General features: G+C 60.1%; 23 protein-coding genes. 2 read left to right on the top strand and 21 right to left on the bottom strand.

The window, feature by feature from the left end:
• Positions 1–103: 103 nt before the first annotated feature.
• The 21 genes from uvrC to ACQ4WZ_RS04455 form a co-directional block, all read right to left on the bottom strand.
• Positions 104–1,984 carry an excinuclease ABC subunit UvrC gene (uvrC, locus tag ACQ4WZ_RS04555; protein WP_436572668.1) on the bottom strand — a complete coding sequence of 627 codons (1,881 nt, stop codon included), beginning with the start codon at positions 1,982–1,984 and terminating at the stop codon, positions 104–106.
• Positions 1,985–2,008: 24 nt separating this feature from the next.
• Positions 2,009–2,404 (bottom strand): holo-ACP synthase, encoded by a 396-nt coding sequence (gene acpS, locus ACQ4WZ_RS04550; RefSeq protein ID WP_436572667.1) that lies wholly within the window; start codon positions 2,402–2,404, stop codon positions 2,009–2,011.
• Between the two features lie 23 nt (positions 2,405–2,427).
• On the bottom strand, positions 2,428–3,189 hold the full coding sequence (gene pdxJ / locus ACQ4WZ_RS04545) for a pyridoxine 5'-phosphate synthase (protein ID WP_101481962.1): 762 nt from the start codon (positions 3,187–3,189) through the stop codon (positions 2,428–2,430).
• Between the two features lie 49 nt (positions 3,190–3,238).
• Complete coding sequence (recO, locus tag ACQ4WZ_RS04540) at positions 3,239–4,090, bottom strand: DNA repair protein RecO (RefSeq protein ID WP_436572666.1); 852 nt, start codon at positions 4,088–4,090, stop codon at positions 3,239–3,241.
• A gap of 28 nt (positions 4,091–4,118) precedes the next feature.
• Positions 4,119–5,021 carry a GTPase Era gene (era, locus tag ACQ4WZ_RS04535; protein WP_034749612.1) on the bottom strand — a complete coding sequence of 301 codons (903 nt, stop codon included), beginning with the start codon at positions 5,019–5,021 and terminating at the stop codon, positions 4,119–4,121.
• A 1-nt stretch (position 5,022) separates the two neighbouring features.
• Positions 5,023–5,838 carry a ribonuclease III gene (rnc, locus tag ACQ4WZ_RS04530; RefSeq protein ID WP_436572665.1) on the bottom strand — a complete coding sequence of 272 codons (816 nt, stop codon included), beginning with the start codon at positions 5,836–5,838 and terminating at the stop codon, positions 5,023–5,025.
• Positions 5,839–5,930: 92 nt separating this feature from the next.
• Entirely contained in the window at positions 5,931–6,848 is a 918-nt protein-coding gene (gene lepB / locus ACQ4WZ_RS04525) for a signal peptidase I (RefSeq protein WP_101481964.1), read from the bottom strand.
• Positions 6,849–6,850: 2 nt separating this feature from the next.
• Positions 6,851–8,641 carry a translation elongation factor 4 gene (gene lepA / locus ACQ4WZ_RS04520; RefSeq protein WP_101481965.1) on the bottom strand — a complete coding sequence of 597 codons (1,791 nt, stop codon included), beginning with the start codon at positions 8,639–8,641 and terminating at the stop codon, positions 6,851–6,853.
• Positions 8,642–8,956: 315 nt separating this feature from the next.
• Positions 8,957–9,202, bottom strand: coding sequence for a glutaredoxin family protein (locus ACQ4WZ_RS04515; protein ID WP_436572664.1), 246 nt, complete (start codon positions 9,200–9,202; stop codon positions 8,957–8,959).
• Between the two features lie 112 nt (positions 9,203–9,314).
• A complete protein-coding gene (locus ACQ4WZ_RS04510) occupies positions 9,315–10,799 on the bottom strand; it encodes a DegQ family serine endoprotease (RefSeq protein WP_436572663.1) in 1,485 nt (494 codons plus the stop codon).
• Positions 10,800–11,025: 226 nt separating this feature from the next.
• Positions 11,026–11,361 (bottom strand): sigma-E factor negative regulatory protein, encoded by a 336-nt coding sequence (locus tag ACQ4WZ_RS04505; protein WP_436572662.1) that lies wholly within the window; start codon positions 11,359–11,361, stop codon positions 11,026–11,028.
• 72 nt (positions 11,362–11,433) lie between these two features.
• Positions 11,434–12,057: an RNA polymerase sigma factor RpoE gene (rpoE, locus tag ACQ4WZ_RS04500; protein WP_436572661.1), complete on the bottom strand. Its 624-nt coding sequence runs from the start codon at positions 12,055–12,057 to the stop codon at positions 11,434–11,436.
• A 66-nt stretch (positions 12,058–12,123) separates the two neighbouring features.
• A complete protein-coding gene (locus tag ACQ4WZ_RS04495; RefSeq protein WP_101481970.1) occupies positions 12,124–12,621 on the bottom strand; it encodes a hypothetical protein in 498 nt (165 codons plus the stop codon).
• Between the two features lie 130 nt (positions 12,622–12,751).
• Positions 12,752–14,002 carry a beta-ketoacyl-ACP synthase II gene (gene fabF, locus ACQ4WZ_RS04490; protein WP_101481971.1) on the bottom strand — a complete coding sequence of 417 codons (1,251 nt, stop codon included), beginning with the start codon at positions 14,000–14,002 and terminating at the stop codon, positions 12,752–12,754.
• Between the two features lie 29 nt (positions 14,003–14,031).
• Entirely contained in the window at positions 14,032–14,271 is a 240-nt protein-coding gene (acpP, locus tag ACQ4WZ_RS04485) for an acyl carrier protein (RefSeq protein WP_008449912.1), read from the bottom strand.
• A 178-nt stretch (positions 14,272–14,449) separates the two neighbouring features.
• Complete coding sequence (gene fabG, locus ACQ4WZ_RS04480; RefSeq protein WP_436572660.1) at positions 14,450–15,193, bottom strand: 3-oxoacyl-ACP reductase FabG; 744 nt, start codon at positions 15,191–15,193, stop codon at positions 14,450–14,452.
• Between the two features lie 49 nt (positions 15,194–15,242).
• On the bottom strand, positions 15,243–16,184 hold the full coding sequence (gene fabD / locus ACQ4WZ_RS04475; protein ID WP_436572659.1) for an ACP S-malonyltransferase: 942 nt from the start codon (positions 16,182–16,184) through the stop codon (positions 15,243–15,245).
• A 31-nt stretch (positions 16,185–16,215) separates the two neighbouring features.
• Positions 16,216–17,214 carry a beta-ketoacyl-ACP synthase III gene (locus tag ACQ4WZ_RS04470; protein ID WP_101481973.1) on the bottom strand — a complete coding sequence of 333 codons (999 nt, stop codon included), beginning with the start codon at positions 17,212–17,214 and terminating at the stop codon, positions 16,216–16,218.
• Between the two features lie 15 nt (positions 17,215–17,229).
• Complete coding sequence (gene plsX, locus ACQ4WZ_RS04465; protein ID WP_101481974.1) at positions 17,230–18,297, bottom strand: phosphate acyltransferase PlsX; 1,068 nt, start codon at positions 18,295–18,297, stop codon at positions 17,230–17,232.
• A 210-nt stretch (positions 18,298–18,507) separates the two neighbouring features.
• Complete coding sequence (gene rpmF / locus ACQ4WZ_RS04460; protein WP_010399517.1) at positions 18,508–18,690, bottom strand: 50S ribosomal protein L32; 183 nt, start codon at positions 18,688–18,690, stop codon at positions 18,508–18,510.
• A gap of 191 nt (positions 18,691–18,881) precedes the next feature.
• Entirely contained in the window at positions 18,882–19,379 is a 498-nt protein-coding gene (locus tag ACQ4WZ_RS04455; RefSeq protein ID WP_101481975.1) for a YceD family protein, read from the bottom strand.
• Positions 19,380–19,614: 235 nt separating this feature from the next.
• On the opposite strand from ACQ4WZ_RS04455, the gene ACQ4WZ_RS04450 reads away from it, so the two are divergent.
• The gene (locus ACQ4WZ_RS04450; protein ID WP_436572658.1) at positions 19,615–20,223 is read left to right on the top strand and encodes a Maf-like protein; all 609 of its coding nucleotides are present in this window, start codon (positions 19,615–19,617) and stop codon (positions 20,221–20,223) included.
• A 94-nt stretch (positions 20,224–20,317) separates the two neighbouring features.
• Positions 20,318–21,067: an SAM-dependent methyltransferase gene (locus ACQ4WZ_RS04445; RefSeq protein ID WP_101481976.1), complete on the top strand. Its 750-nt coding sequence runs from the start codon at positions 20,318–20,320 to the stop codon at positions 21,065–21,067.
• Positions 21,068–21,127: the final 60 nt, after the last annotated feature.

The following is a 21,127-nucleotide window of genomic DNA, read 5'->3' as shown; positions in this document are numbered from 1 at the left end:
AAATTGAACATGAAGAAAGCGTGAAGAAAGCGCCACTAGTCTACATGGCCCGGGGGTATTAGCCTAGTCCGCTTGCGGCAGCGCCGGGCCAGGCCATCATCCATCAATGCAGCTGCTTGTAGATTTCTTCCGCAAGTTGCGTCGAAATCCCCTCCACCGACATCAAATCCTCAACGCTGGCATCGACCACGCCGCGCAAGCCGCCAAAGCGCGACAGCAGTTTCTGGCGGCGCTTGGCGCCTATGCCCTCTATCTCTTCCAGGCGCGAAGTCTGGCGCGTCTTGGCACGCTTGGCGCGCATGCCGGTAATGGCGAAGCGGTGCGCCTCGTCGCGGATTTGCGCGATCAGCATCAGCGCGGCCGATTCCTTGCCCAGTTCCTGCGCCGGGCGGCCATCGACGAACAGCAGTGTTTCCAGGCCCACCTTGCGCCCTTCCCCCTTGGCCACGCCGACAATCAAGCTGATATCGAGTCCCAGTTCGGCAAACACCTGGCGCGCCATTTCAATCTGCCCCTTGCCGCCGTCGATCAGCACCACGTCGGGCATGACGCCATCGCCATTCGCCACTTTTTCATAACGACGCATCAAGACCTGGCGCATGGCCGCGTAATCGTCGCCGGGGGTGATGTCATTGATGTTATAGCGCCGGTATTCGCCATTCTGCATGGCGTGGTGATGGAATACCACGCACGACGCCTGCGTCGCCTCACCCTGCGTGTGGCTGATGTCGAAACACTCCACGCGCAGGCTGTCGAGGTCCTCCGTTTCCAGGCGTAGCGCTTCGGCCAGCGCGCGCGTGCGCGATTGCTGCGAACCCTGCTCCGACAGCAAGCGCGCCAGCGAAATCTCGGCGCCCTTTTGCGCCATCTCCAGCCATTGACGGCGCTGTCCCTGCGGCTGGAAGATCAGGTTGATGCGGTGGCCGCACTGTTCCATCAATGCCACCATCAGGGCCGGCTGGTCGAATTCGATATTCAAGATCAGGGTGCCAGGGATGAATTTTTCCGTGTAGTGCTGCGCCAGGAAAGCGGCCAGAACTTCCACCTCGATCGGTTCTTCGGCAATCGCCGCCGCATCGCTGAGCTGGCTGGGGAAGTAGGCGCGGTCGCCCAGGTGACGCCCGCCCCGCACCATGGCCAGGTTGACGCAGGCGCGTCCGCCCTGCACCAGCACGGCGAGGATGTCGACATCGGCGTCGCCCGTCGTTTCCATGCTTTGCTGGTGCAGCACGCGCGATAGCGAAGCGATCTGGTTGCGCACCACCACCGCCTGCTCGAATTTCAGCTCGGCGGCAAAGGCGTGCATTTTCTTTTCCAGGTCAGCCATCACTTCGCTCTGACGCCCGCGCAGGAAGCGTGCCGCGTTTTCGACGTCGTTTTTATAATCTTCCTTGCTGATCAGGTCCACGCAGGGCGCGCTGCAGCGGCCGATCTGGTGCAGCAGGCAGGGCCGCGTGCGGTTGGCGTAGACGCTGTCCTCGCAGGTACGGATCAAGAACACCTTTTGCAGGATCTGCATCGATTCCTTGACGGCCCAGGAACTGGGGAACGGCCCGAAATACTGGTTCTTCTTGTCCACCGCGCCCCGGTAATACACCATGCGCGGCGCATCGCCGCTGGTAATCTTCAGGTAGGGGTAGGACTTGTCGTCGCGGAACAGGATGTTGTAGCGCGGCTGCAGCGCCTTGATCAGGTTGTTTTCCAGGATCAAGGCTTCCGCTTCGCTGTGCGTCACGGTGGTTTCCAGGCGCGCGATGCGCTCGACCATCATGGCGATACGGGGGCTGGCCAGGTTTTTCTGGAAATAGCTGGAGACGCGTTTTTTCAAGTCGCGCGCCTTGCCGACATACAGTACCTTGTCGGCGGAGTCGAAATAGCGGTACACGCCGGGCAAGTTCGGCAGCTTGGCGACAGTGGCCAACACCTGCACGCGCGGGTCGGGCGGCGTTTCCGCCAAGGATGGTTCTGGGCTTGCTTCGGTCATTGCTGGCTCATTGTGCACTTATAGTTACACTGCTTGCTCTACGATCACAAACGCGACCGCATATTCTTCTTCATCGCTGATGGTCACTTGCGCGCTCAGGCGGTGCTTTTCCATGAACTCCGCCAGCACGCCACTGCAGACGATCACCGGCTTGCCGCTGGGATGGTTCAGCATCTGCGCGGCGGGCCAGGTCATCGGCATGCGCAAGCCCAGGCCGATGGCCTTGGAAAACGCCTCCTTGGCCGCGAAGCGCGTGGCCAGGAAGCGTATGCCGCGCACGGCATTCTTGGCGCTGCGGGCACGGAATTTTTCCAGCTCCTGCGGCCCCAGTATTTTCTGCGCAAAACGCTCGCCGTGGCGGGCCAGGGCCGCCTCGATGCGGGGAATCTTGCAGATATCGGTACCGATGCCGTAGATCATGGCGGTCTCCCTTGTGCGTGCGTTTATGCTTTGTTGCCCAGGCGCGTGGCCACCATGATGGCCTTCATTTCACGCACAGCATTTTCCCAGCCGACAAACACGGCGTGCGCGACGATGGCGTGGCCGATATTCAGTTCAGTAATATCCGGAATGGCGGCAATCGCCTGCACATTGGTGTAATGCAAGCCGTGGCCCGCGTTGACCTTCAAGCCACGGCCCACGCCGAACAGCACGCCCGCCTTGATGCGTTCCAGCTCGGCCAATTGCTCGGCGCCAGCCGTATCCGCGTAGCGCCCCGTGTGCAGCTCGATCACGGGCGCACCCAGTTCGGCGGCGGCGGCGATCTGCTGCTCGTCGGCATCGATGAACAGGCTGACGCGGATGCCCTCGCCTTGCAATTGCTTCACCGCCGCCTGCACTTCCTTGAAGTAGCGCACCACGTCCAGGCCACCTTCGGTGGTCACTTCGGTGCGCTTTTCGGGCACCAGGCAGACGTCGGCAGGCTTGATGCGGCAGGCGAAATCGATCATTTCCTGCGTCACGGCCGCTTCCAGGTTCATGCGCGTGAGCAATTGCGGTGCGATGGCGATCACGTCCGCATCCTTGATGTGGCGCCGGTCTTCGCGCAAATGCAGGGTGATGGCATCGGCGCCCGCCTGTTCGGCCAGCAGGGCCGCGCGGATTGGGTCCGGATAGGCGGTGCCGCGCGCATTGCGCAAGGTGGCCACGTGGTCGATATTGACGCCCAGGTCGATGACGGGGCCGGAAGGCTGCAGAAAGCTCATAGTAATGGTATCCGTAAAGTGCCGTAGCGCTGCAATGTAAAGAGCAGCACTACAGCTGCATTAAATCGATCAGTATCTGGCGCGTGTTCAAGGTGGCGCCCCCCAGTTGATGGGCCAGCAAAAAGCGCATCAGCAACTTGCTTTGCGCCTGCGTGGCCACGTCAAGATAATCTTCGCGCTCCATGTCGAGCAGGGTCTTGCCCGTGATCTTCGGCCAGACATCGCTGGCGCGTGCCGGACGTGGCCCCCGTTCCGGGTCGACCACGTACACCTGCCCCGCCTCAACGGCCTGGCGCGTGCCCGTGCAGCGCGTCAGGTCGGCCGCCACGCCCGTTTCCTTGAGCAGGGCCCGCTCGAACTTGCGCAGCACGATGGGCGGCGGCTCATTGTGCGCCAGTTGATTCAAGGTAGCAACGTAGTGGTCGAACAGGACGGGATGCGGGTCGTCGCGCGCCAGCAGTTTCACCAGCAATTCGTTCAGATAAAAGCCGCACAGCAGGGCCGTCTTTTCCAGCGGCAGCATGCCTCCCACCCATTCGGCGCCCGTCAAAATACGCAGTTCGGATTTGCCCGTCCAGCCCGCCTGCAGGGGCTGGAAGGTCTGCAGCACGCCGCGCAACTGCGAATGGGGCCGCTTGGCGCCCTTGGCGACGAGCGCAATGCGGCCGTATTCGCGCGTAAACACGTCGACGATGAGGCTGGTTTCTTTATGCGGATAGCTGTGCAGCACGAAGGCTGGCTGGCCCGCGACCTTGCCGTCGCGCGCGGGCGGACGGCTGCGCCTTGGCGGCGGTGCGGAAGTTGCGGCCGGCGGCGCGATGGCCACCGGCGCGGGGACAGGTACGCAGACAGCAGATGAAGCTGGCGCGAGCTCAGGCTGCGCTGGCGTGGTGGTGCTCATGCGTGTGGCGTCGCCCCCGGGTTGCGGATTACTCGTAGCCGTAGGCGCGCAAGCCCGCCTCGTTGTCGGCCCAGCCCGATTTGACCTTGACCCAGATTTCCAGGTACACGGGGCCGCCGAACAGTTTTTCCATGTCCAGGCGGGCCTGGGTGGAGACTTCCTTCAGGCGCGCGCCCTTGTTGCCGATAATCATGGACTTGTGCGTATCGCGCTCGACCAGGATGGCGGCGAACACGCGGCGCAGATCGCCTTCCTGCTCGAATTTCTCGATCAGCACGGTACTCGTGTACGGCAATTCGTCGCCCACGAAGCGGAACAATTTTTCTCGCACGATTTCCGAGGCAAGGAATTTCTCGCTGCGGTCCGTGATGTCGTCAGGTCCGAAGATGGGCTGGTTTTCCGGCAAGAAGCGCTTGATCTCGTTCTGCAAGCCTTCCAGCTGAAAATGCAGCTTGGCGGACACGGGCACGATGGCGGCGAAGTCGCGCATGGCGGCGATCTTTTGCGCGAACGGCAGCAGCACGGCCTTGTCCTTGACGCGGTCGGATTTGTTGATGACGAGGATGCATGGCACTTCCTTCGGCAGCAGGTCCATCACTTGCTGGTCGGCCGGACCAAAGGTGCCCGCCTCGATCACGTACAAAATCACATCCGAGGAAATCAGGGTGTTCGTGACGGTCTTGTTCAGCGTCTTGTTCAGCGCGTTCGAGTGGCGCGTCTGGAAGCCGGGCGTGTCGACGTAGATGAACTGCGCATCCGGCACCGTCTGGATGCCCGTGATGCGGTGGCGCGTGGTTTGCGCCTTGCGCGAAGTGATGCTGACCTTCGCGCCGATCAGCACGTTCATCAGGGTCGATTTGCCCACGTTGGGGCGGCCCACGATGGCGATATAGCCACAGCGGAAGTTGTCGGGCATTTTAGTGGCTGTCATGCTAGTGTCGATTCTGTTTAGTGTGAGCGGCGATCGCCGGGGCCGCAGGGGCTGCCGCGTCGTCGCTCTGGATGGTGGCAATGCCGGCCAGCTTGAGCTGGGCGGCGCGCGGTTTGGGCTTGCGGCTGGCGGCTGGCGACTTCAACAGCGCCTGCTCGGCCACGTCCAGCGCCAGTTTGGCGGCGGCTTGCTCACCGGCGCGGCGGCTTCCGCCACGGCCGTAGACCTGGATGTTCAATTTCGGCACCAGGCATTCGATCTCGAATTCCTGGCTGTGGGCGGCGCCATGGGTGGCCACCACGTTGTACTGTGGCAGCGAAATTTTCTTGCTTTGCAAAAACTCCTGCAGCAAGGTCTTGGCATCCTTGCCCAGGGTTTGCGGATCGACCGAGTCGAGGATGGGAATGTAGAAGGCGCGGATCACCGTGCTGGCGGCGTCGAAACCCGTATCGAGGAAAATCGCGCCCAGCAAGGCTTCCAGGGTATCTGCGAGGATCGATGGACGGCGGAAACCGCCCGACTTCAACTCGCCTTCGCCCAGGCGCAGGAATTGCGACAATTCCAGCCTTTGCGCGATCTCATACAGCGACTGCTGCTTCACCAGGTTGGCGCGCAAGCGCGACAGGTCGCCCTCGTCGATGGACTTGAAGCGTTCGTACAGGATGGAGGCGACCACGCAGTTGAGGATGGAGTCGCCCAGGAATTCCAGCCGCTCATTATGCAAACTGCTGTGGCTACGATGCGTCAAGGCTTGCTGCAACAGGCCAGCATCCTGGAACGTATAGCCTAAACGGGTTTGCAATAGCTGAAGATTCATTGTTGTTTCTGTATCATCTGAGTAATTCGGCTGGCCGCCGCGCGGGGAATCCGGCGCGGCAGCCATGGGTGGTCTCTGGAGACCTGGCCGGCCTAGTGTATGCCGCCCACGCGTTTCGGGTTACTGAAGTTCATCCACACCAGGAATGCCTTGCCGACGATGTTCTCGTTCGGCACGAAGCCCCAGTAGCGGCTGTCCGCGCTATTGTCGCGGTTATCGCCCATCATGAAGTAATTGCCTTGTGGCACCACACACGTAAAACCGTCTTCGTTGTAGTTGCACGCGTCCTTGTGCGGGAAATCCTTCACTTCGCGCAAGTTCAACGTGGGAGCCGGTTCGTCGTTGAGGATGCGGTGGCTCACGCCCGTCAGATTTTCTTCCAGCTGCTTGTGATACACAGTGCTTTCGTCATCAAGGTAGTCGTCCAGCGGCGTGTACCGCACTTCCTTGCCGTTGACCGTCAAGCGCTTGTTTTCATAGGTGATTTTATCACCGGGCACGCCGATCACCCGCTTGATATAGTCTTGCGACATATCTTTCGGGTACTTGAACACCATCACGTCACCGCGCTGCGGATCGTTGACTTCAATGATGCGCTTGTTGACGATCGGCAAACGGATGCCATAGGTGAACTTGTTGACCAGGATCAAATCGCCCACCAGCAAGGTCGGCACCATCGAGCTCGACGGGATCTTGAATGGTTCGTACAGGAAGGAGCGCAGGCAGAACACCAGGGCGATGACGGGGAAGAAGCTGCCCGAATACTCGACCCAGGTCGGCTGGCGCAACAGCGCTGCCTCAATGGTCGCGCGGCTGCCGCCCGCATCGGACTTGATGCCCTCAGCGGCCAGCTTGGACTGGCGCGCATCGAAATCAGCCAGGGCGCGGTCGGCCGCCTTGCGGCGCTGCTTGGACAGATAAAACACATCCAGGCACCAGACCAGGCCCGTCAACACCATCAGCACGAACAGGATTAAAGCGAAGTTTCCTAAAATTACTTGCAGGTTCATTATTAACCATCCACTTGTAAAATTGCCAGGAATGCCTCTTGAGGGATTTCCACGGAACCTACCTGCTTCATGCGTTTCTTACCCGCTTTTTGTTTTTCCAGCAATTTTTTCTTGCGACTGATGTCGCCGCCATAGCACTTGGCCAGCACGTTCTTGCGCAAGGCTTTCACGTTCTCGCGCGAAATGATGTTCGCGCCGATGGTCGCCTGGATGGCCACGTCGAACATCTGGCGCGGGATCAGTTCGCGCATCTTGGCGGCCACCTGGCGGCCACGGTACTGGCTGTTCGAACGGTGGACGATGATGGCCAGCGCATCGACTTTTTCGCTGTTGATCAGCATGTCGACCTTGACCACGTCGGCCGCGCGGTATTCCTTGAACTCGTAATCCATCGAGGCATAACCGCGCGACGTCGATTTCAGGCGGTCAAAGAAGTCCAGCACGATCTCGGCCATCGGCATTTCATACACGAGCTTGACCTGGCGGCCGTGGTAGCTCATGTCCATCTGGATGCCGCGCTTGCCGATACACAGGGTAATCACGGAGCCCACGTATTCCTGCGGCATGTACAGATTGACCGTGACGATAGGCTCGCGCACTTCCTCGATGCGCGACGGATCGGGCATCTTCGACGGGTTGTCGACGTTGATCATGGTGCCGTCGCGCTGGATCACTTCATACACCACGGTTGGCGCCGTGGTGATCAGGTCCATATCGAATTCGCGCTCGAGGCGTTCCTGCACGATTTCCATGTGCAGCAAGCCCAGGAAGCCGCAGCGGAAGCCGAAGCCCAGCGCCTGTGACACTTCCGGCTCGTACATCAGGGCCGCGTCGTTCAGTTTCAGCTTTTCCAGCGAGTCGCGCAGCGCGTCGTACTGGTTCGCTTCCACGGGGAACAGGCCGGCGAACACTTGCGGCTGCACTTCCTTGAAGCCAGGCAATGGCGCGGCGGCAGGACGGCTGACCAGGGTGACGGTATCGCCCACCTTGGCCGCCTTCAATTCCTTGATGCCGGCGATGATGAAGCCCACCTGGCCTGCCGACAATTGCGGCAAGGATTGCGAACGGGGAGAAAATACGCCGATGTCTTCCACCAGCTGCACCGAATCGGTGGCCATCAGGCGGATCTTGTCTTTCGGTTTCAGGGTGCCGTTGACCACGCGTACCAGCATGACCACGCCCACATAGGCGTCATACCAGGAATCGACGATCAGCGCCTGCAGCGGCGCATCGGGGTCGCCCTTCGGTGGCGGCACCTTGACGATCAGCTGCTCGAGCACGTCCAGCACGCCGAAGCCCGTCTTGGCCGAGCAATGCACGGCGTCGGCCGCGTCGATGCCGATCACGTCTTCGATTTCGGCAATGGCGTTCGGCGGGTCCGCGTTCGGCAAGTCGATCTTGTTCAGGACGGGCACCACTTCCACGCCCAGGTCCAGCGCCGTATAGCAGTTGGCGACCGTTTGCGCTTCCACGCCTTGCGACGCGTCAACCACCAGCAGCGCGCCTTCGCACGCCGACAGCGAGCGCGACACTTCATAGCTGAAGTCGACGTGGCCTGGTGTATCGATCAGGTTCAGGTTGTAGATCTGGCCATCGCGTGCCTTGTAGTGCAGGGCCGCCGTCTGCGCCTTGATGGTAATGCCGCGCTCGCGCTCCAGATCCATCGAATCGAGCACCTGCGCCTCCATCTCGCGGTCGGACAAGCCGCCGCACAATTGAATGATGCGGTCAGCCAGGGTCGATTTACCGTGGTCAATATGGGCGATGATGGAGAAGTTGCGTATGTTATTCATTAACTAATATATGTGCGAGTGACAACACTGCTTTAACAGGAATCAAGGGGATCATGTCCGGGCCAAACAGGGCCAACACCGGGCGCCCCACTCATGATGAAAAAAGCGCTCCGAGCAGGACATCTGCATGCCCAGGCGAGCGCTTTTGAAGCGACAGAAGCTGCTGCCTCGGACAGTAGCTTTTTCGACCTTCCCATTTTACCGGATTTCAGAGTAGAAAGCCCGTCTTTCAGAGGCCGGCACTGGGCAAGCCGACATTTTCAGCTGTTTACAGCACCAGGATGGTGCAATGCAGCGTGAATATTGTTATTTAAGCTACGACAGGCAGCGACGCACGGCAGCCTCGTCCAGAAAATAATGGCAGAGCTCCGGCTGCGCCAGGTCGCCAAACAGCACCGGCACCAGTTCGTCGAAGCGCGCCAGCAGCGAGGCATCGGGCGAAGCATCGATATCGATCACTTCCACCGCAAACGGCTTGTCAGGCGACTGCAACAGGAACAGGGCGTCGAGCATATCCTGGCATAAATGGCAGTAGCTGCGGGAATAGAGAGTGAAGTGCATATTTTAGTGATGGCGCAAAGGAAGGCTGGGGTCGGACGGGGACGCCTAGTACCGACGGGGGAATTCAAGCCAGTGGCTTGAATTCCGATCCCGCAGGGACTACCCCCAGAATTTACTTGGCTGACGGGCGCAGCGAGACGAATTGCGCCGTATTGCCACGGCGCACCAGCACGGCCGACGGCTTCTTCGGATCGAGCTTGGCCACCAGGGCATTGAACTGCTTGGCATCTTTCACGGCAACGTTGTTCAATTGCAAGATCACATCGCCAGGCTGCAGGCCGGCCAGGGCCGCCACCCCATCCGCATCGTCGACCAGCGCGCCCGCGTCGATCCTCAATTCCTGCTTTTTCGCGGCCGGCACGTCGCTGACCTTCAGCCCCAGTGCATTGACGGCTTGCGCTTCCGACTTCTTGGCCGTCTTGTCGCCTTCCAGTTCGCTCACGGTGATGGGCAAGGTCTGCTGCGCGCCATTGCGCCAGATGGTGATGTTGGACTTGCCATTAAGAGTGGCGTCACCGACCAGGCGCTGCACGTCGGACCAGCGCTCGATGGCCGCGCCGTTGAATTTCAGGATGATGTCGCCCGGCTTGATACCCGCCTTGTCGGCCGCGCCACCCGGCTCCACCATCGACACTTGCGCGCCCTTGGCGTTCGGCAAGCCCAGCGATTCCGCCACGTCCTTGCTCACTTCGCCGATCTGCACGCCGATGCGCCCGCGCACCACTTTACCCGTCTTTTTCAGCTGCTCGCCCACGCGCATGGCTTCATCGATCGGTACGGCAAATGAAATGCCATTGTAGGCGCCGGACAAAGTGGCGATCTGCGAGTTGATGCCGATCACTTCGCCGCGCATATTGATCAAGGGACCGCCCGAGTTGCCAGGGTTGACGGCCACGTCGCTCTGGATCAGGGGCAGGTAGTCGCCCGTATCGCGGGACTTGGCGGAAATGATGCCGGCCGTCACCGTATTTTCCAGGTTGAATGGCGAACCGATGGCGATCACCCACTCGCCCACGCGTATCTTGTCCGAGTCGCCGATGGTCAGGCGCGGCAGGTTGGCGCCCTCGATTTTCAGCAGGGCCACGTCGGTGCGGGCGTCAGCGCCGATCACCTTGGCCTTGAATTCGCGCTTGTCCGTCAGGGTCACGTACACCTCGTCGGCGCCATCGACCACGTGGGCATTGCTCAGCACGTAACCATCGGCCGAGATGATGAAACCGGAACCGACGCCGCGCTGCACTTCCTGCTCCTGCGGCACGGCGCGACGACCGCCACGCGGTGCCTGCTGGCGCGGCACAGGCATGGCGCCGCCAAAGAAGCGGCGCAGGAATTCCTGCATTTCCTGTTCATCCTGGCCGCCCGCACCGGGCGTATTCATCTTCAGGCGCTCGGTGGTACGAATATTCACCACGGCCGGACCGACGGCATCGACCAGGTCAGCGAAATCAGGCAACTTCATGGCCGGCACGGCCGCGTGCGCCTGTGGCGCCAGGCCCAGCATAGTGGGAGCGAGAAAGAGACCAGCCGTACCGAACAATAAGGCGGAAAGCGTCTTCACTGAAAACGACTTGCTGGCGACACACATGTTTTTTTTCATGGAAAGGATCTTTTCGAGTATTAAAACGGATCAGGCGATTGCCTACGCGCATGATTGGCCGTCATGACGGAGACCCAGGGGTAAACACACCTGGCAGCGCGCATGGAAAGCAATGCAACAATATATCGCAAAAGCAAGATATTGCCAGCACAGAGTGTCAATCGTAGCGAAGTCCGGTGTCAAGAGGGCCAGGGGCAAGTTAAGCCTGGCATAAGATGCCGCAGCGCTAGCGCTGTGCCAGCGGCCCCGCCTCCAGCGGCTCGGCAGTGCCCAGCGGCACGATGGCAGGGGACAGAGGTTGCAATGGCTCCGCGTGGACAGCCTGCTCGTCAGGCGCCGCCTCGGCGGCCAGGCGCCTGGCCAGGCGTGCGTCGAATTCGGCGCCCAAGGCATGGCCGCACTGCTCCGAGCGCAGCACGTCACCGATCAGGCGATAGGCAGTCCAGGCTTGCCGCCCCGATGGCGTATCGAGGGCCGCGAAAGCCAGTTCGAGTTCGCTCGCCGCCAGCTCACCATCGGCCAGGGCGGAAATCGTCTCGTGCAATCGTGTATGCGTATCCATGATGGGTCCTGCCATTTCAAGAGAATAGTTGCGGAAACCGGACGCAGCCATGCCAACCTCATACTCCCCAGATTACCAGCGCTTGTCAATCGGCATATCCAACAACGGTTTCAATTTCTCCGCGATCACTTCGCGCGCGCGAAAAATGCGGCTGCGCACGGTGCCAATGGGGCACGCCATGATTTCCGAAATCTCTTCATAGCTGAGGCCCTCGATCTCGCGCAGCACGATGGCCGTGCGCAGCTCGATGGGCAGCACTTCCATGGCCGCATTGACGGTGACTGCAATCTGCTTGCTGGCCAGCACGGATTCGGGCGTATTGTTGTCGCGCAATTTAGTGCCGTCATCGAAGGATTCCGCCTGCTCGACGTCGGCATCGCAGGACGTGGCGGCGCGCCGCCCCTGCGTGACGAGATAATTCTTGGCCGTATTGATGCCGATGCGATACAACCAGGTATAAAAGGCGGCATCGCCGCGAAAATGGCGCAGCGCCCGGTATGCCTTGATAAAGGTTTCCTGCACCACATCTTCGGCCTCCGCCGGGTCATGCACAAGTCGCGACACAAGACGCATCAAGCGGCGCTGATATTTCGATACCAGCACATCGAATGCCCGTTTGTCGCCAGCCTGCACCCGCTCGACCAGTAACTGATCATACTCGCGCTCTGTGCTCACGCCCGATGCCCCTGTTCGCATGCAGCGTGGGCGCCTGTATGGATATAGAGTTGGCCCGCTGCAAGAAGTTCAGTGTTCGCCCCACTTTTATTCGTCCCCGCTCCGCGCCGCAATGGCCCGGCACGCCACGGCCAGCGGACGGAAGGCGGTGCAAGCGCTGCCACGCTGCACCAGCACCTGCGTGCGTCGCCCCGCGGCATCGGCCAGGCACAGCACCAGCAGCGATGGCCACAGGGTCGAACCGGGCAACAGGCGCAGCACAGGCGGCACCAACGGCGCCCCGCCATGTTCCAGATATACCCCCAGCCGCAACTGGCCGACCGGCGAAATATCAAGCACCTGCGGCTTTCTGCGCTTGCGCAGCAAAGCCAGCAAAAACACGCCGCCAGTCGCACTCGGCAGGGCACCGGGCCAGCCCAGCGCATAGCCGCCCACCAGCTGGCCGGGGCCAGGCTCGGACAGGGCCGCAACGCGCCACGCGCCGCTCAAGGGGCAGGCTGCCAGCACAGCACACAGCCCCAGCACCGCTTGCAGCAGGCGCAAACAGACAGGCGTGCGAATGACAGCCGCTACCGCGATCGACATAGTGACAACTCAAAGGGGAAAACATCAGGCGCGCCGGCACCATGCCGGGCAAATTCAGGCACCAACGAACGTTGGCACCGAATCAGCGCTCACTACGGTTTGACCGTAGCGAGCGCTTGAAAGTTCCTGCTTATTTCGCTTTACCGAAAATCAGCGTGCCATTCGTTCCGCCGAAGCCGAACGAATTCTTCACCGCATAATCGATCTTCATATCCCGCGCCGTGTTGGCACAGAAATCGAGATCGCAAGCTGGATCCTGGTTGAAGATGTTGATGGTCGGTGGCGACACCTGATGGTGCAACGCCAGGACCGTAAACACCGCTTCCAGACCGCCCGCGCCGCCCAGCAAATGGCCCGTCATCGACTTCGTCGAGTTGACGACCATATGCTTGGCATGCTCGCCGAAGGTGCGTTTGATACCCATCACTTCCGCCACGTCGCCTTGCGGGGTCGACGTGCCGTGCGCGTTCAGGTACTGAATCTGATCCGGATTCAAGCCTGCGTTGTTGAGGGCCGCGATCACCGATTTGCTGCCGCCGCTACCATCTTCCAGCGGCGAGGTCATGTGATAAGCATCTGCGCTCATCCCGAAACCATGCACTTCGGCATAGATCTTGGCACCACGGGCCACCGCGTGCTCGTACTCTTCCAGCACCATGACACCAGCGCCCTCGCCCAGCACGAAGCCGTCGCGGTCGGCATCCCACGGACGCGATGCCGTTGCCGGATCGTCGTTGCGGGTCGACAAGGCACGAGCCGAGGCGAAACCGCCCAGGCCCAGCGGCGACACGGTCGATTCAGCACCACCGGCGATCATGACGTCGGCATCGCCGTACTCGATCATGCGCGCGGCAGCGCCTATGCTGTGCAAACCGGTGGTACACGCCGTCACGATCGCCAGATTCGGACCCTTCAGACCATATTTGATCGAAAGGTTGCCAGAAATCATGTTAATGATCGAGGCAGGCACGAAAAATGGCGAGATACGGCGCGGACCGCGCTTTTCGTACTCGGATTTGGTTTCCTCGATCAGCGGCAAGCCGCCGATACCGGAACCGATGATCACGCCGATGCGCTCGGCGTTTTCCTCGGTCACTTCCAGACCGGAGTCCTGCATCGCCTGGATGCCTGCAGCCATGCCGTAATGGATAAAGGTATCCATGTGGCGGGCTTCCTTACCGGAGATGTACTCTTCGATATTGAAACCTTTGACTTCACCGGCAAAATGCGTGGTGAAGGGCAATGCATCAAACTTGGTAATCGTGGCAATGCCGGATTTACCTTCAATGATTGCGCCCCACGCCTCGGCAATAGTATTGCCGACAGGTGAAACACAGCCTAGGCCGGTGACAACAACACGACGGTTTTTAGAACGGCTCAAGCGATTCTCCTGAAGTCGGTCAGACAGGCTTAGGCCTTGACGTGTGCGGTGGCGTAGTCGATCGCCTGTTGCACGGTGGTGATTTTTTCAGCTTGTTCGTCAGGGATTTCCATTTCGAATTCGTCTTCCAGGGCCATGACCAGTTCCACGGTGTCCAGGGAATCGGCGCCGAGATCGTCGACGAAGGAGGATTCGATTTTGATGTCTGCTTCTGCAACGCCCAGTTGCTCAGCGACGATTTTCTTAACGCGTTGTTCGATATCCGACATGTTATGGCTCCAAAGTGTGTGTTACGGAAAGTGCGCGCATTTTATCAGGTTTGCGCGTCCGAATACTAATTTCGGTGTCTGCTGCTAATTCGACCGAAGCTGCTGCTAAAAGATGTGATTATAGACAAAAACGATCGTTGAATCATGCCACAAACGCCCGCCCTGCCTGCCTTTCACATCAATTCATGTACATTCCGCCGTTCACGTGCAGGGTCGTGCCCGTGATATACGCCGCTTGCGGCGAGGCCAGAAAGGCCGCCGCCGCTGCCACATCTTCCGGTTTGCCCAGGCGGGACAGGGGAATTTGCGTCAACAGGGCCGCGTGCTGCTCTTCGCTCAGGGCCTTGGTCATGTCGGTATCGATGAAGCCGGGGGCGATGCAGTTCACGGTAATGTTGCGGCTGCCGATTTCGCGCGCCAGGGCGCGGCTCATGCCTTCCACGCCGGCCTTGGCCGCCGCGTAATTCATTTGCCCCGGATTGCCCGACGAGGCCACCACCGACGTGATATTGATGATACGCCCAGCTTTGGCCTTCATCATGCCACGCAGTACTGCGCGCGACAGGCGGCCGACGGCCGACAGGTTGGTGGAAATGACGCTATCCCACTCGTCATCCTTCATGCGCATGGCCAGCTGGTCTTGCGTGATACCCGCATTGTTGACGAGGATCGACAGGCTGCCATAGGTTTTCTGCACTTCATCGACGACGGCCGCGCAGCGCGCCGCATCGGTCACGTTCAGGACCAGACCCTTACCCGCCACGCCTTCGGCGGCCAGGTAATCGGTGATGGCTTGCGCGCCGCTTTCCGAGGTGGCAGTGCCAACTACGGTGGCGCCCTGCTTGCCCAGTTCGGTGGCGATGGCGCGACCGATGCCGCGCGAAGCGCCCGTCACCAGCACGACTTGATTTGCTAAATTCATGAGTATCCTTAAAAGCAAGCGCGGCAGGCAGGCTGCCGCAATCTGATGTTTATTTGAGCTGCGTCAAAATGCGTTCCAGCGATGCCTGGTCAACAATGGCGTCGCCCACCAGCACCGGATCGATGCGCTTGGCCAGGCCCATCAGAACCTTGCCCGGACCGCACTCGATCACTTGCGTGATACCGTCGGCAGCCACTTTCTGCATGGTTTCCACCCAGCGCACGGGGCTCGCTGCCTGGCGCACCAGCGCATCCTTGATGCCGGCGACATCGTTGACGATGGCCACGTCGACGTTGTTGATCAGGGCGATCTGCGGTGCGGCGAACGTCAAGCTGGCCATGTACTCGCGTAAACGGTCCGATGCTGGTTTCAGCAACGACGAATGGAATGGCGCCGAGACGGGCAGCTTCATGGCGCGCTTGGCGCCCTTGGCCTTGGCCAGTTCGCAGGCACGCTCGACTGCAGCCGTGTGGCCGGCGATGACGACTTGCGCTGGGGCATTGAAATTGACAGGCTCGACCACCAGGGCCGGGTTCTCCGCCGCCGCTTCCGCACAGGCGGCGCGCACGTCGTCATCCGACAGGCCCAGCACGACGGCCATCGTGCCCTGCCCTACCGGCACGGCTTCCTGCATGGCTTGCGCGCGGAAGCGCACGAGCGGCACGGCATCCTTGAACGAAATGACGCCGGCGGCGACGAGCGCCGAGTATTCACCGAGACTATGGCCAGCAACAACGTTCGGCACGGGACCGCCCGCTGCCAGCCATGCACGGTAGAAAGCCACGGCCGCCGTCAGCATCACGGGTTGCGTGTTGGTGGTCAGGTCCAGCTCTTCCTTCGGACCTTCGGCGATCAGCTTGCCCAGGTCGAATTGCAGGGCTTCCGACGCTTCGGCCACGGTCTGCGCAACCACGGGGTTGCCGGCGAAACCGTCGAGCATCGCAATCGCTTGCGAGCCTTGGCCTGGGAAAACAAATGCAAATTGTGTCATGTCGACTCCGTTTTTTAATAGTATTGCGGGATTACATGCGCGCCAGCACGGCGCCCCAGGTAAAGCCGCCGCCCACGCCTTCCATCATGACGTTGTCACCCTTCTTGACGCGGCCGTCGCGCACGGCGATGTCCAGCGCCAGCGGGATAGACGCTGCCGAGGTATTGCCATGCTGGTCGACGGTAACAACCATCTTGTCCAGCGGCAAGCCGAGTTTCTTGGCCGTGCTGTTCATGATGCGGATGTTCGCCTGGTGCGGGATCAGCCAGTCGATCTGGTCCGATGTCATGTTGGCGTGGGCCAAGGCTTCGTGCGCGACCTTTTCCAGCACGGACACGGCCAGTTTGAACACGGCCGGGCCATCCATGTACAGGAAGGCACTGCCGGCCAGCGCCCCGCCTGCCACGCTGCCTGGTACGCTGAGGATGTTCGAGTGGCGACCATCTGCATGCAGCTTGGTAGCGAGGATGCCGGGCTCCTTGGAGGCCGTCATGACAATGGCGCCGGCGCCGTCGCCGAACAGCACGCAGGTGCCGCGGTCGTCGAAATTGAGGATGCGCGAAAACACTTCCGCGCCGATCACCAGCACATTCTTGTGCATGCCAGATTGAATAAAGCTATCGGCGGTAGCGACTGCATATACAAAACCGCTGCAGACGGCTTGCACGTCGACGGCGGCGCAGTTATTCGTGATGCCCAGCTTGCTCTGCACGATGCAGGCGGTGCTGGGGAAGCTGCCGAAGAAATCGGGGGTCGAGCTGGCGACGATGATCAGGTCCAGGTCGTTGCCGCTCAGGCCCGCCATTTCCAGGGCTTTTTTGGCCGCTTCCACGCCCAGGTCCGAGGAGTTTTGCGACGGCGCCGCGTAATGGCGCGCCGAGATACCGCTGCGCGAGACGATCCATTCATCCGACGTCTCGATGCCCTTGGCGGCGAGCTGTTCGGTCAAGTCCTGATTGGTGACGCGCTTCTCCGGCAAGTAGCTGCCGGTGCCGATAATTTTGCTGTAAGTTTTGCTAAAAACAGTCATGCAAGTACCCGTCCACTAAATGGTAGAGCTTGTTGAAGTAGGTTCATCCGGTACTGGCGTGCGCGGCATCAGCTCGGCGATCAGACTGGCCAAGTGCGCTTGCACGTCATTTTTTGCCGCATCAAAGGCACGGCGCAAGGCCCATTCAAACGAATAGGCATCGGCGCTGCCATGGCTCTTGAAGACAAGGCCACGCAAGCCCAGCAGGCTGGCGCCGTTGTAACGCGAAGGATTCAGGCGGTTGCCGATGGCCCTCAGGGCACCCCGGGCGATCAGTGCACCCAGCATGGTGATCGGGTTGCGCTTGAATTCGGAAGTGAGCACGTCCTTCATGAGGCGCGCCAGGCCCTCGATGGCCTTCAGGGTGACATTGCCGACAAAACCGTCGCAGACGACGATATCGGTCGTACCCTTGAAAATATCGTTGCCTTCCACGTTGCCGTAGAAGTTCAGCGCGCCACGCTCGTGGTCGGCCTGCAGCAGCTTCGCGGTGAGTTTCACCACTTCATTGCCCTTGATATCTTCCGTGCCCACGTTCAGCAAGCCGATCGTCGGGCGGGCTATACCTTCCATGGCGGACACCAGCACGGAACCCATGATGGCGAACTGGTGCAAGTGATGCGGTTCGCAATCGACGTTGGCCCCCAGGTCCAGCATGTAGGTCGGGCCGTTCTTTTGATTCGGCAGGATGCTGCAGATGGCCGGGCGGTCGACGCCGGACATGGTTTTCAATACATAGCGCGACACGGCCATCAGGGCTGCCGTATTACCGGCGGAAACGGAGGCTTGCGCCGCGCCGCTCTTGACCTGTTCGATGGCCACGCGCATGGAGGAATCCTTCTTGCGGCGCAGGGCCACTTCCAGGGGATCGTCCATGGTAACTTGTTCGGAGGCATGCAATACCGACAGGCGCGGATGCGTGTCGGCTTTATGTTTCTTCAGTTCGGCACGGATCACGTCTTCCAATCCAACAAGGATCAGTTCGGCTTCAGGCTCATGTTTTACGAAGGAAATTGCTGCGGCGATAGTGACTGAGGGACCATGATCTCCGCCCATGCAGTCGATAGAAATTTTGATTGTCATTTGTGTTGATTCAATACCGCTGCGGGCGTGCGGCAAGATGTGAATCGGACTGGAGCATATGCAGGGCGCAGCATGTCATGCACAGACCTGGACAGCGTGATTCAAAATGACGGGTGCGCAAGATGAATTGCAGCCGATAGAAAAGAAGAAGCGGCGCCACGCCGAATAACCACGCAACACCGCTTTCATCTTACCCAACAAAAACGTTGATTACTCGTCGTTTTTGGTCTTCAACACTTTACGGCCACGATAGAAGCCGTTAGGGCTGATATGGTGACGCAGGTGTGTTTCGCCGGTAACTGGCTCGACGCTCAATTGCGGCGCGACCAGGAAGTCGTGCGAACGGTGCATGCCGCGCTTGGAAGGGGTTTTCTTGTTCTGTTGAACTGCCATGATGACTCCTAATACATAAGTTCTAAAATTTTAGCACAATCGATTGGCAAATACATGCGAATCGAGTATCCCAGCGGCAAAGACTACCCGAAAATAGCCCGGACCGACATCGTTTATTACAATTACATTTTCACTACACTTGCCATACTCGATTACAACACGCGTTTGACACGTTCTTTACGCACTACAAATTATTCTGGCTTCAAGTCCTTCAGGGCCGCAAACGGCGACTTCTTTTCAGTCTTGAGAGCATCGAGCTGCGCCGTATCGGGGCAGACGTCGTGTTTGGGTACCTGCGGCAGGGCCAGCAAGGCTTCATCTTCGATCAGGGCCGCGGCATCCATGCTGCGGCTGCCGACGATCACGTCGATCGTTTCATCGTTGATGATTTCTTCGATCTCGTCCGCGTGCTCGTCATCCTTGCCCAGCATCAGAGTGGTCGTCGAATCAATTGCGTAAGCATACGGAGTCAGGCAGCGCTGGCAAACCAGCTGAACGGTGCCGTTGACCGACAAGGTCAGTTGTGGGTAGCCCAGCTTGCTGGTGCCGCCGACGATCTTCCAGGCGATCTCGCCGGAAGCATCTGCACAATCCTTGGTCAACCGGGTCATTTCAGCGACAGGAGTTACACCCTCGCGGCTCCCGCTGATACGACAAAAATCAAAGGCGTCGATCACAAAAGCATTCATTGGTAGAAAATTTCCCCGGAAAACCTGCGATAATAACAGGGTTTTCAGCACCGAGTCAAAGCCTAACCATCTTTTTTGACGCAATGATTGCCGTATTCGTGACAAACTCAGTTATAAATTCATCAACACCGTCATGCCGCATGGGGCCTCAGTTAGGGGCTCTGCGCCCTGGAATTTGCGTGAAATTCCACTGACATCGACCAGTGCGGCCATGCCGGCCGCCATCCACTACCGAATGATACCAACTTCCGCCCCATTGCGCTTGATTCTTGCATCGAGTTCGACCTACCGCAAGGAATTGCTGCAACGCCTGCGCCTGCCTTTCGAGGTCGCCGTGCCCGATCTCGACGAAAGCCCCCTGTCAGGCGAAAGCCCCAGCGCCACAGCCCTGCGCCTGGCCCAGGCCAAGGCGCAGGCCGTACTCGACCGCCACCCTGGCAGCCTCGTCATCGGCTCCGACCAGGTCGCCACCCTGGATGGTGCGCAAATCGGCAAGCCGGGCAATCACGGCAATGCCCTGCTGCAGCTGCAAACCATGCGCGGGCGCCAGACCGTGTTCCACACGGCGCTGTGCCTGCTCGACGGGCGCCAGTCGCCCGCCGTGGCGCAAGTGGAAGATATCCAGACCCTCGTCACCGTGCGCGACTTGCCCGATGCCGAACTGGACGCCTACCTGCGCATCGAGCAGCCATATGATTGCGCCGGCAGCGCCAAGAACGAGGGCCTGGGCATCGCCCTGCTCGAACGTATCGACAGTGTCGACCCTACTGCCCTCACCGGCCTGCCGCTGATCGCCCTGACGGGCATGCTGCGCCGCGCTGGCGTGACGTTTTTTACATTTTAATCACCCTGGGGCCAGACCCGACGGGGCAGTGTGTTCCAGTGGAGCGCACTGCGATCCCGGAGGGACTGACCCCGGCCAATACAAAGCTAACAATATGACCGGCACCCTGTACCTGATTCCCAACCACCTCGGCCTGTCCGACAGCCCGGCCGACCCGCTGGCCCACATCATTCCCGAGCAGGTGCGGCAAATCACTTCGCAACTCGATTATTTCGTTGCGGAAAACGCCAAGACGGCGCGCGCCTTCCTGAAATTGATCGGCAACCAGCATCCGCTGGCCAAGCCCTTGCAGGAAATTACGATTTCCGAACTGAACGTGAATACCCCGGCGCAAGCGCTGGCCGGCTTGCTGGCGCCGCTGCTGGCGGGACGCGATGCGGGCCTGGTGTCGGAAGCGGGCGTGCCCGCCGTGGCCGACCCGGGCGCCGACCTGGTGCGCCTGGCGCATCAGCACGGCATTAAAGTGCGCCCGCTGGTAGGCCCGTCGTCGATCCTGCTGGCCGTGATGGCCAGCGGCTTGAACGGCCAGAGCTTCGCCTTCAACGGCTACCTGCCCACCGATGCGGCCCTGCGCGCCAAACGCATCAAGGAACTGGAACTGCGTTCGCGCATGGAAAAGCAGACCCAACTGTTCATCGAAACGCCGTACCGCAATGCCGCCATGCTCGAAGCGCTGGTGGCGCAATGCGCACCTTCGACACTGATCTGCGTCGCCACCGACCTGAGCCTGGACACGGAAAGCGTGCAAACGTGGAATGGCGGGCAGTGGAAGAAACAATTGGCCGCCGGCAAGGCTCCGGACTTCCACAAGAAACCGACCGTATTCCTGTTGTTGGGACAGTAAACGACAAACGCCACGAACATATTTGCCGTGGCGTTTTACTTTGCTCAACTACGATAGTTA

This window comes from Janthinobacterium darwini (assembly GCF_051380905.1).
Lineage (GTDB): Bacteria > Pseudomonadota > Gammaproteobacteria > Burkholderiales > Burkholderiaceae_D > Janthinobacterium.
The sequence above is the reverse complement of the archived record's forward strand: the minus strand, read 5'-3'. Positions and strand labels throughout refer to the sequence as shown.

Coding starts and splice junctions, on each gene's coding strand:
- acpP (WP_008449912.1), bottom strand. CDS start 14,271: ATGTCGGATATCGAACAACGCGTTAAGAAAATCGTCGCTGAGCAACTG.
- lepA (WP_101481965.1), bottom strand. CDS start 8,641: ATGAATAACATACGCAACTTCTCCATCATCGCCCATATTGACCACGGT.
- rnc (WP_436572665.1), bottom strand. CDS start 5,838: ATGAATCTTCAGCTATTGCAAACCCGTTTAGGCTATACGTTCCAGGAT.
- plsX (WP_101481974.1), bottom strand. CDS start 18,297: ATGACAATCAAAATTTCTATCGACTGCATGGGCGGAGATCATGGTCCC.
- uvrC (WP_436572668.1), bottom strand. CDS start 1,984: ATGACCGAAGCAAGCCCAGAACCATCCTTGGCGGAAACGCCGCCCGAC.
- ACQ4WZ_RS04495 (WP_101481970.1), bottom strand. CDS start 12,621: ATGTCGATCGCGGTAGCGGCTGTCATTCGCACGCCTGTCTGTTTGCGC.
- recO (WP_436572666.1), bottom strand. CDS start 4,090: ATGAGCACCACCACGCCAGCGCAGCCTGAGCTCGCGCCAGCTTCATCT.
- era (WP_034749612.1), bottom strand. CDS start 5,021: ATGACAGCCACTAAAATGCCCGACAACTTCCGCTGTGGCTATATCGCC.
- ACQ4WZ_RS04455 (WP_101481975.1), bottom strand. CDS start 19,379: ATGAATGCTTTTGTGATCGACGCCTTTGATTTTTGTCGTATCAGCGGG.
- rpmF (WP_010399517.1), bottom strand. CDS start 18,690: ATGGCAGTTCAACAGAACAAGAAAACCCCTTCCAAGCGCGGCATGCAC.
- acpS (WP_436572667.1), bottom strand. CDS start 2,404: ATGATCTACGGCATCGGTACCGATATCTGCAAGATTCCCCGCATCGAG.
- ACQ4WZ_RS04445 (WP_101481976.1), top strand. CDS start 20,318: ATGACCGGCACCCTGTACCTGATTCCCAACCACCTCGGCCTGTCCGAC.
- lepB (WP_101481964.1), bottom strand. CDS start 6,848: ATGAACCTGCAAGTAATTTTAGGAAACTTCGCTTTAATCCTGTTCGTG.
- ACQ4WZ_RS04450 (WP_436572658.1), top strand. CDS start 19,615: ATGATACCAACTTCCGCCCCATTGCGCTTGATTCTTGCATCGAGTTCG.
- ACQ4WZ_RS04515 (WP_436572664.1), bottom strand. CDS start 9,202: ATGCACTTCACTCTCTATTCCCGCAGCTACTGCCATTTATGCCAGGAT.
- ACQ4WZ_RS04510 (WP_436572663.1), bottom strand. CDS start 10,799: ATGAAAAAAAACATGTGTGTCGCCAGCAAGTCGTTTTCAGTGAAGACG.
- pdxJ (WP_101481962.1), bottom strand. CDS start 3,189: ATGAGCTTTCTGCAGCCTTCCGGCCCCGTCATCGACCTGGGCGTCAAT.
- ACQ4WZ_RS04470 (WP_101481973.1), bottom strand. CDS start 17,214: ATGACTGTTTTTAGCAAAACTTACAGCAAAATTATCGGCACCGGCAGC.
- fabD (WP_436572659.1), bottom strand. CDS start 16,184: ATGACACAATTTGCATTTGTTTTCCCAGGCCAAGGCTCGCAAGCGATT.
- fabG (WP_436572660.1), bottom strand. CDS start 15,193: ATGAATTTAGCAAATCAAGTCGTGCTGGTGACGGGCGCTTCGCGCGGC.
- ACQ4WZ_RS04505 (WP_436572662.1), bottom strand. CDS start 11,361: ATGGATACGCATACACGATTGCACGAGACGATTTCCGCCCTGGCCGAT.
- rpoE (WP_436572661.1), bottom strand. CDS start 12,057: ATGCGAACAGGGGCATCGGGCGTGAGCACAGAGCGCGAGTATGATCAG.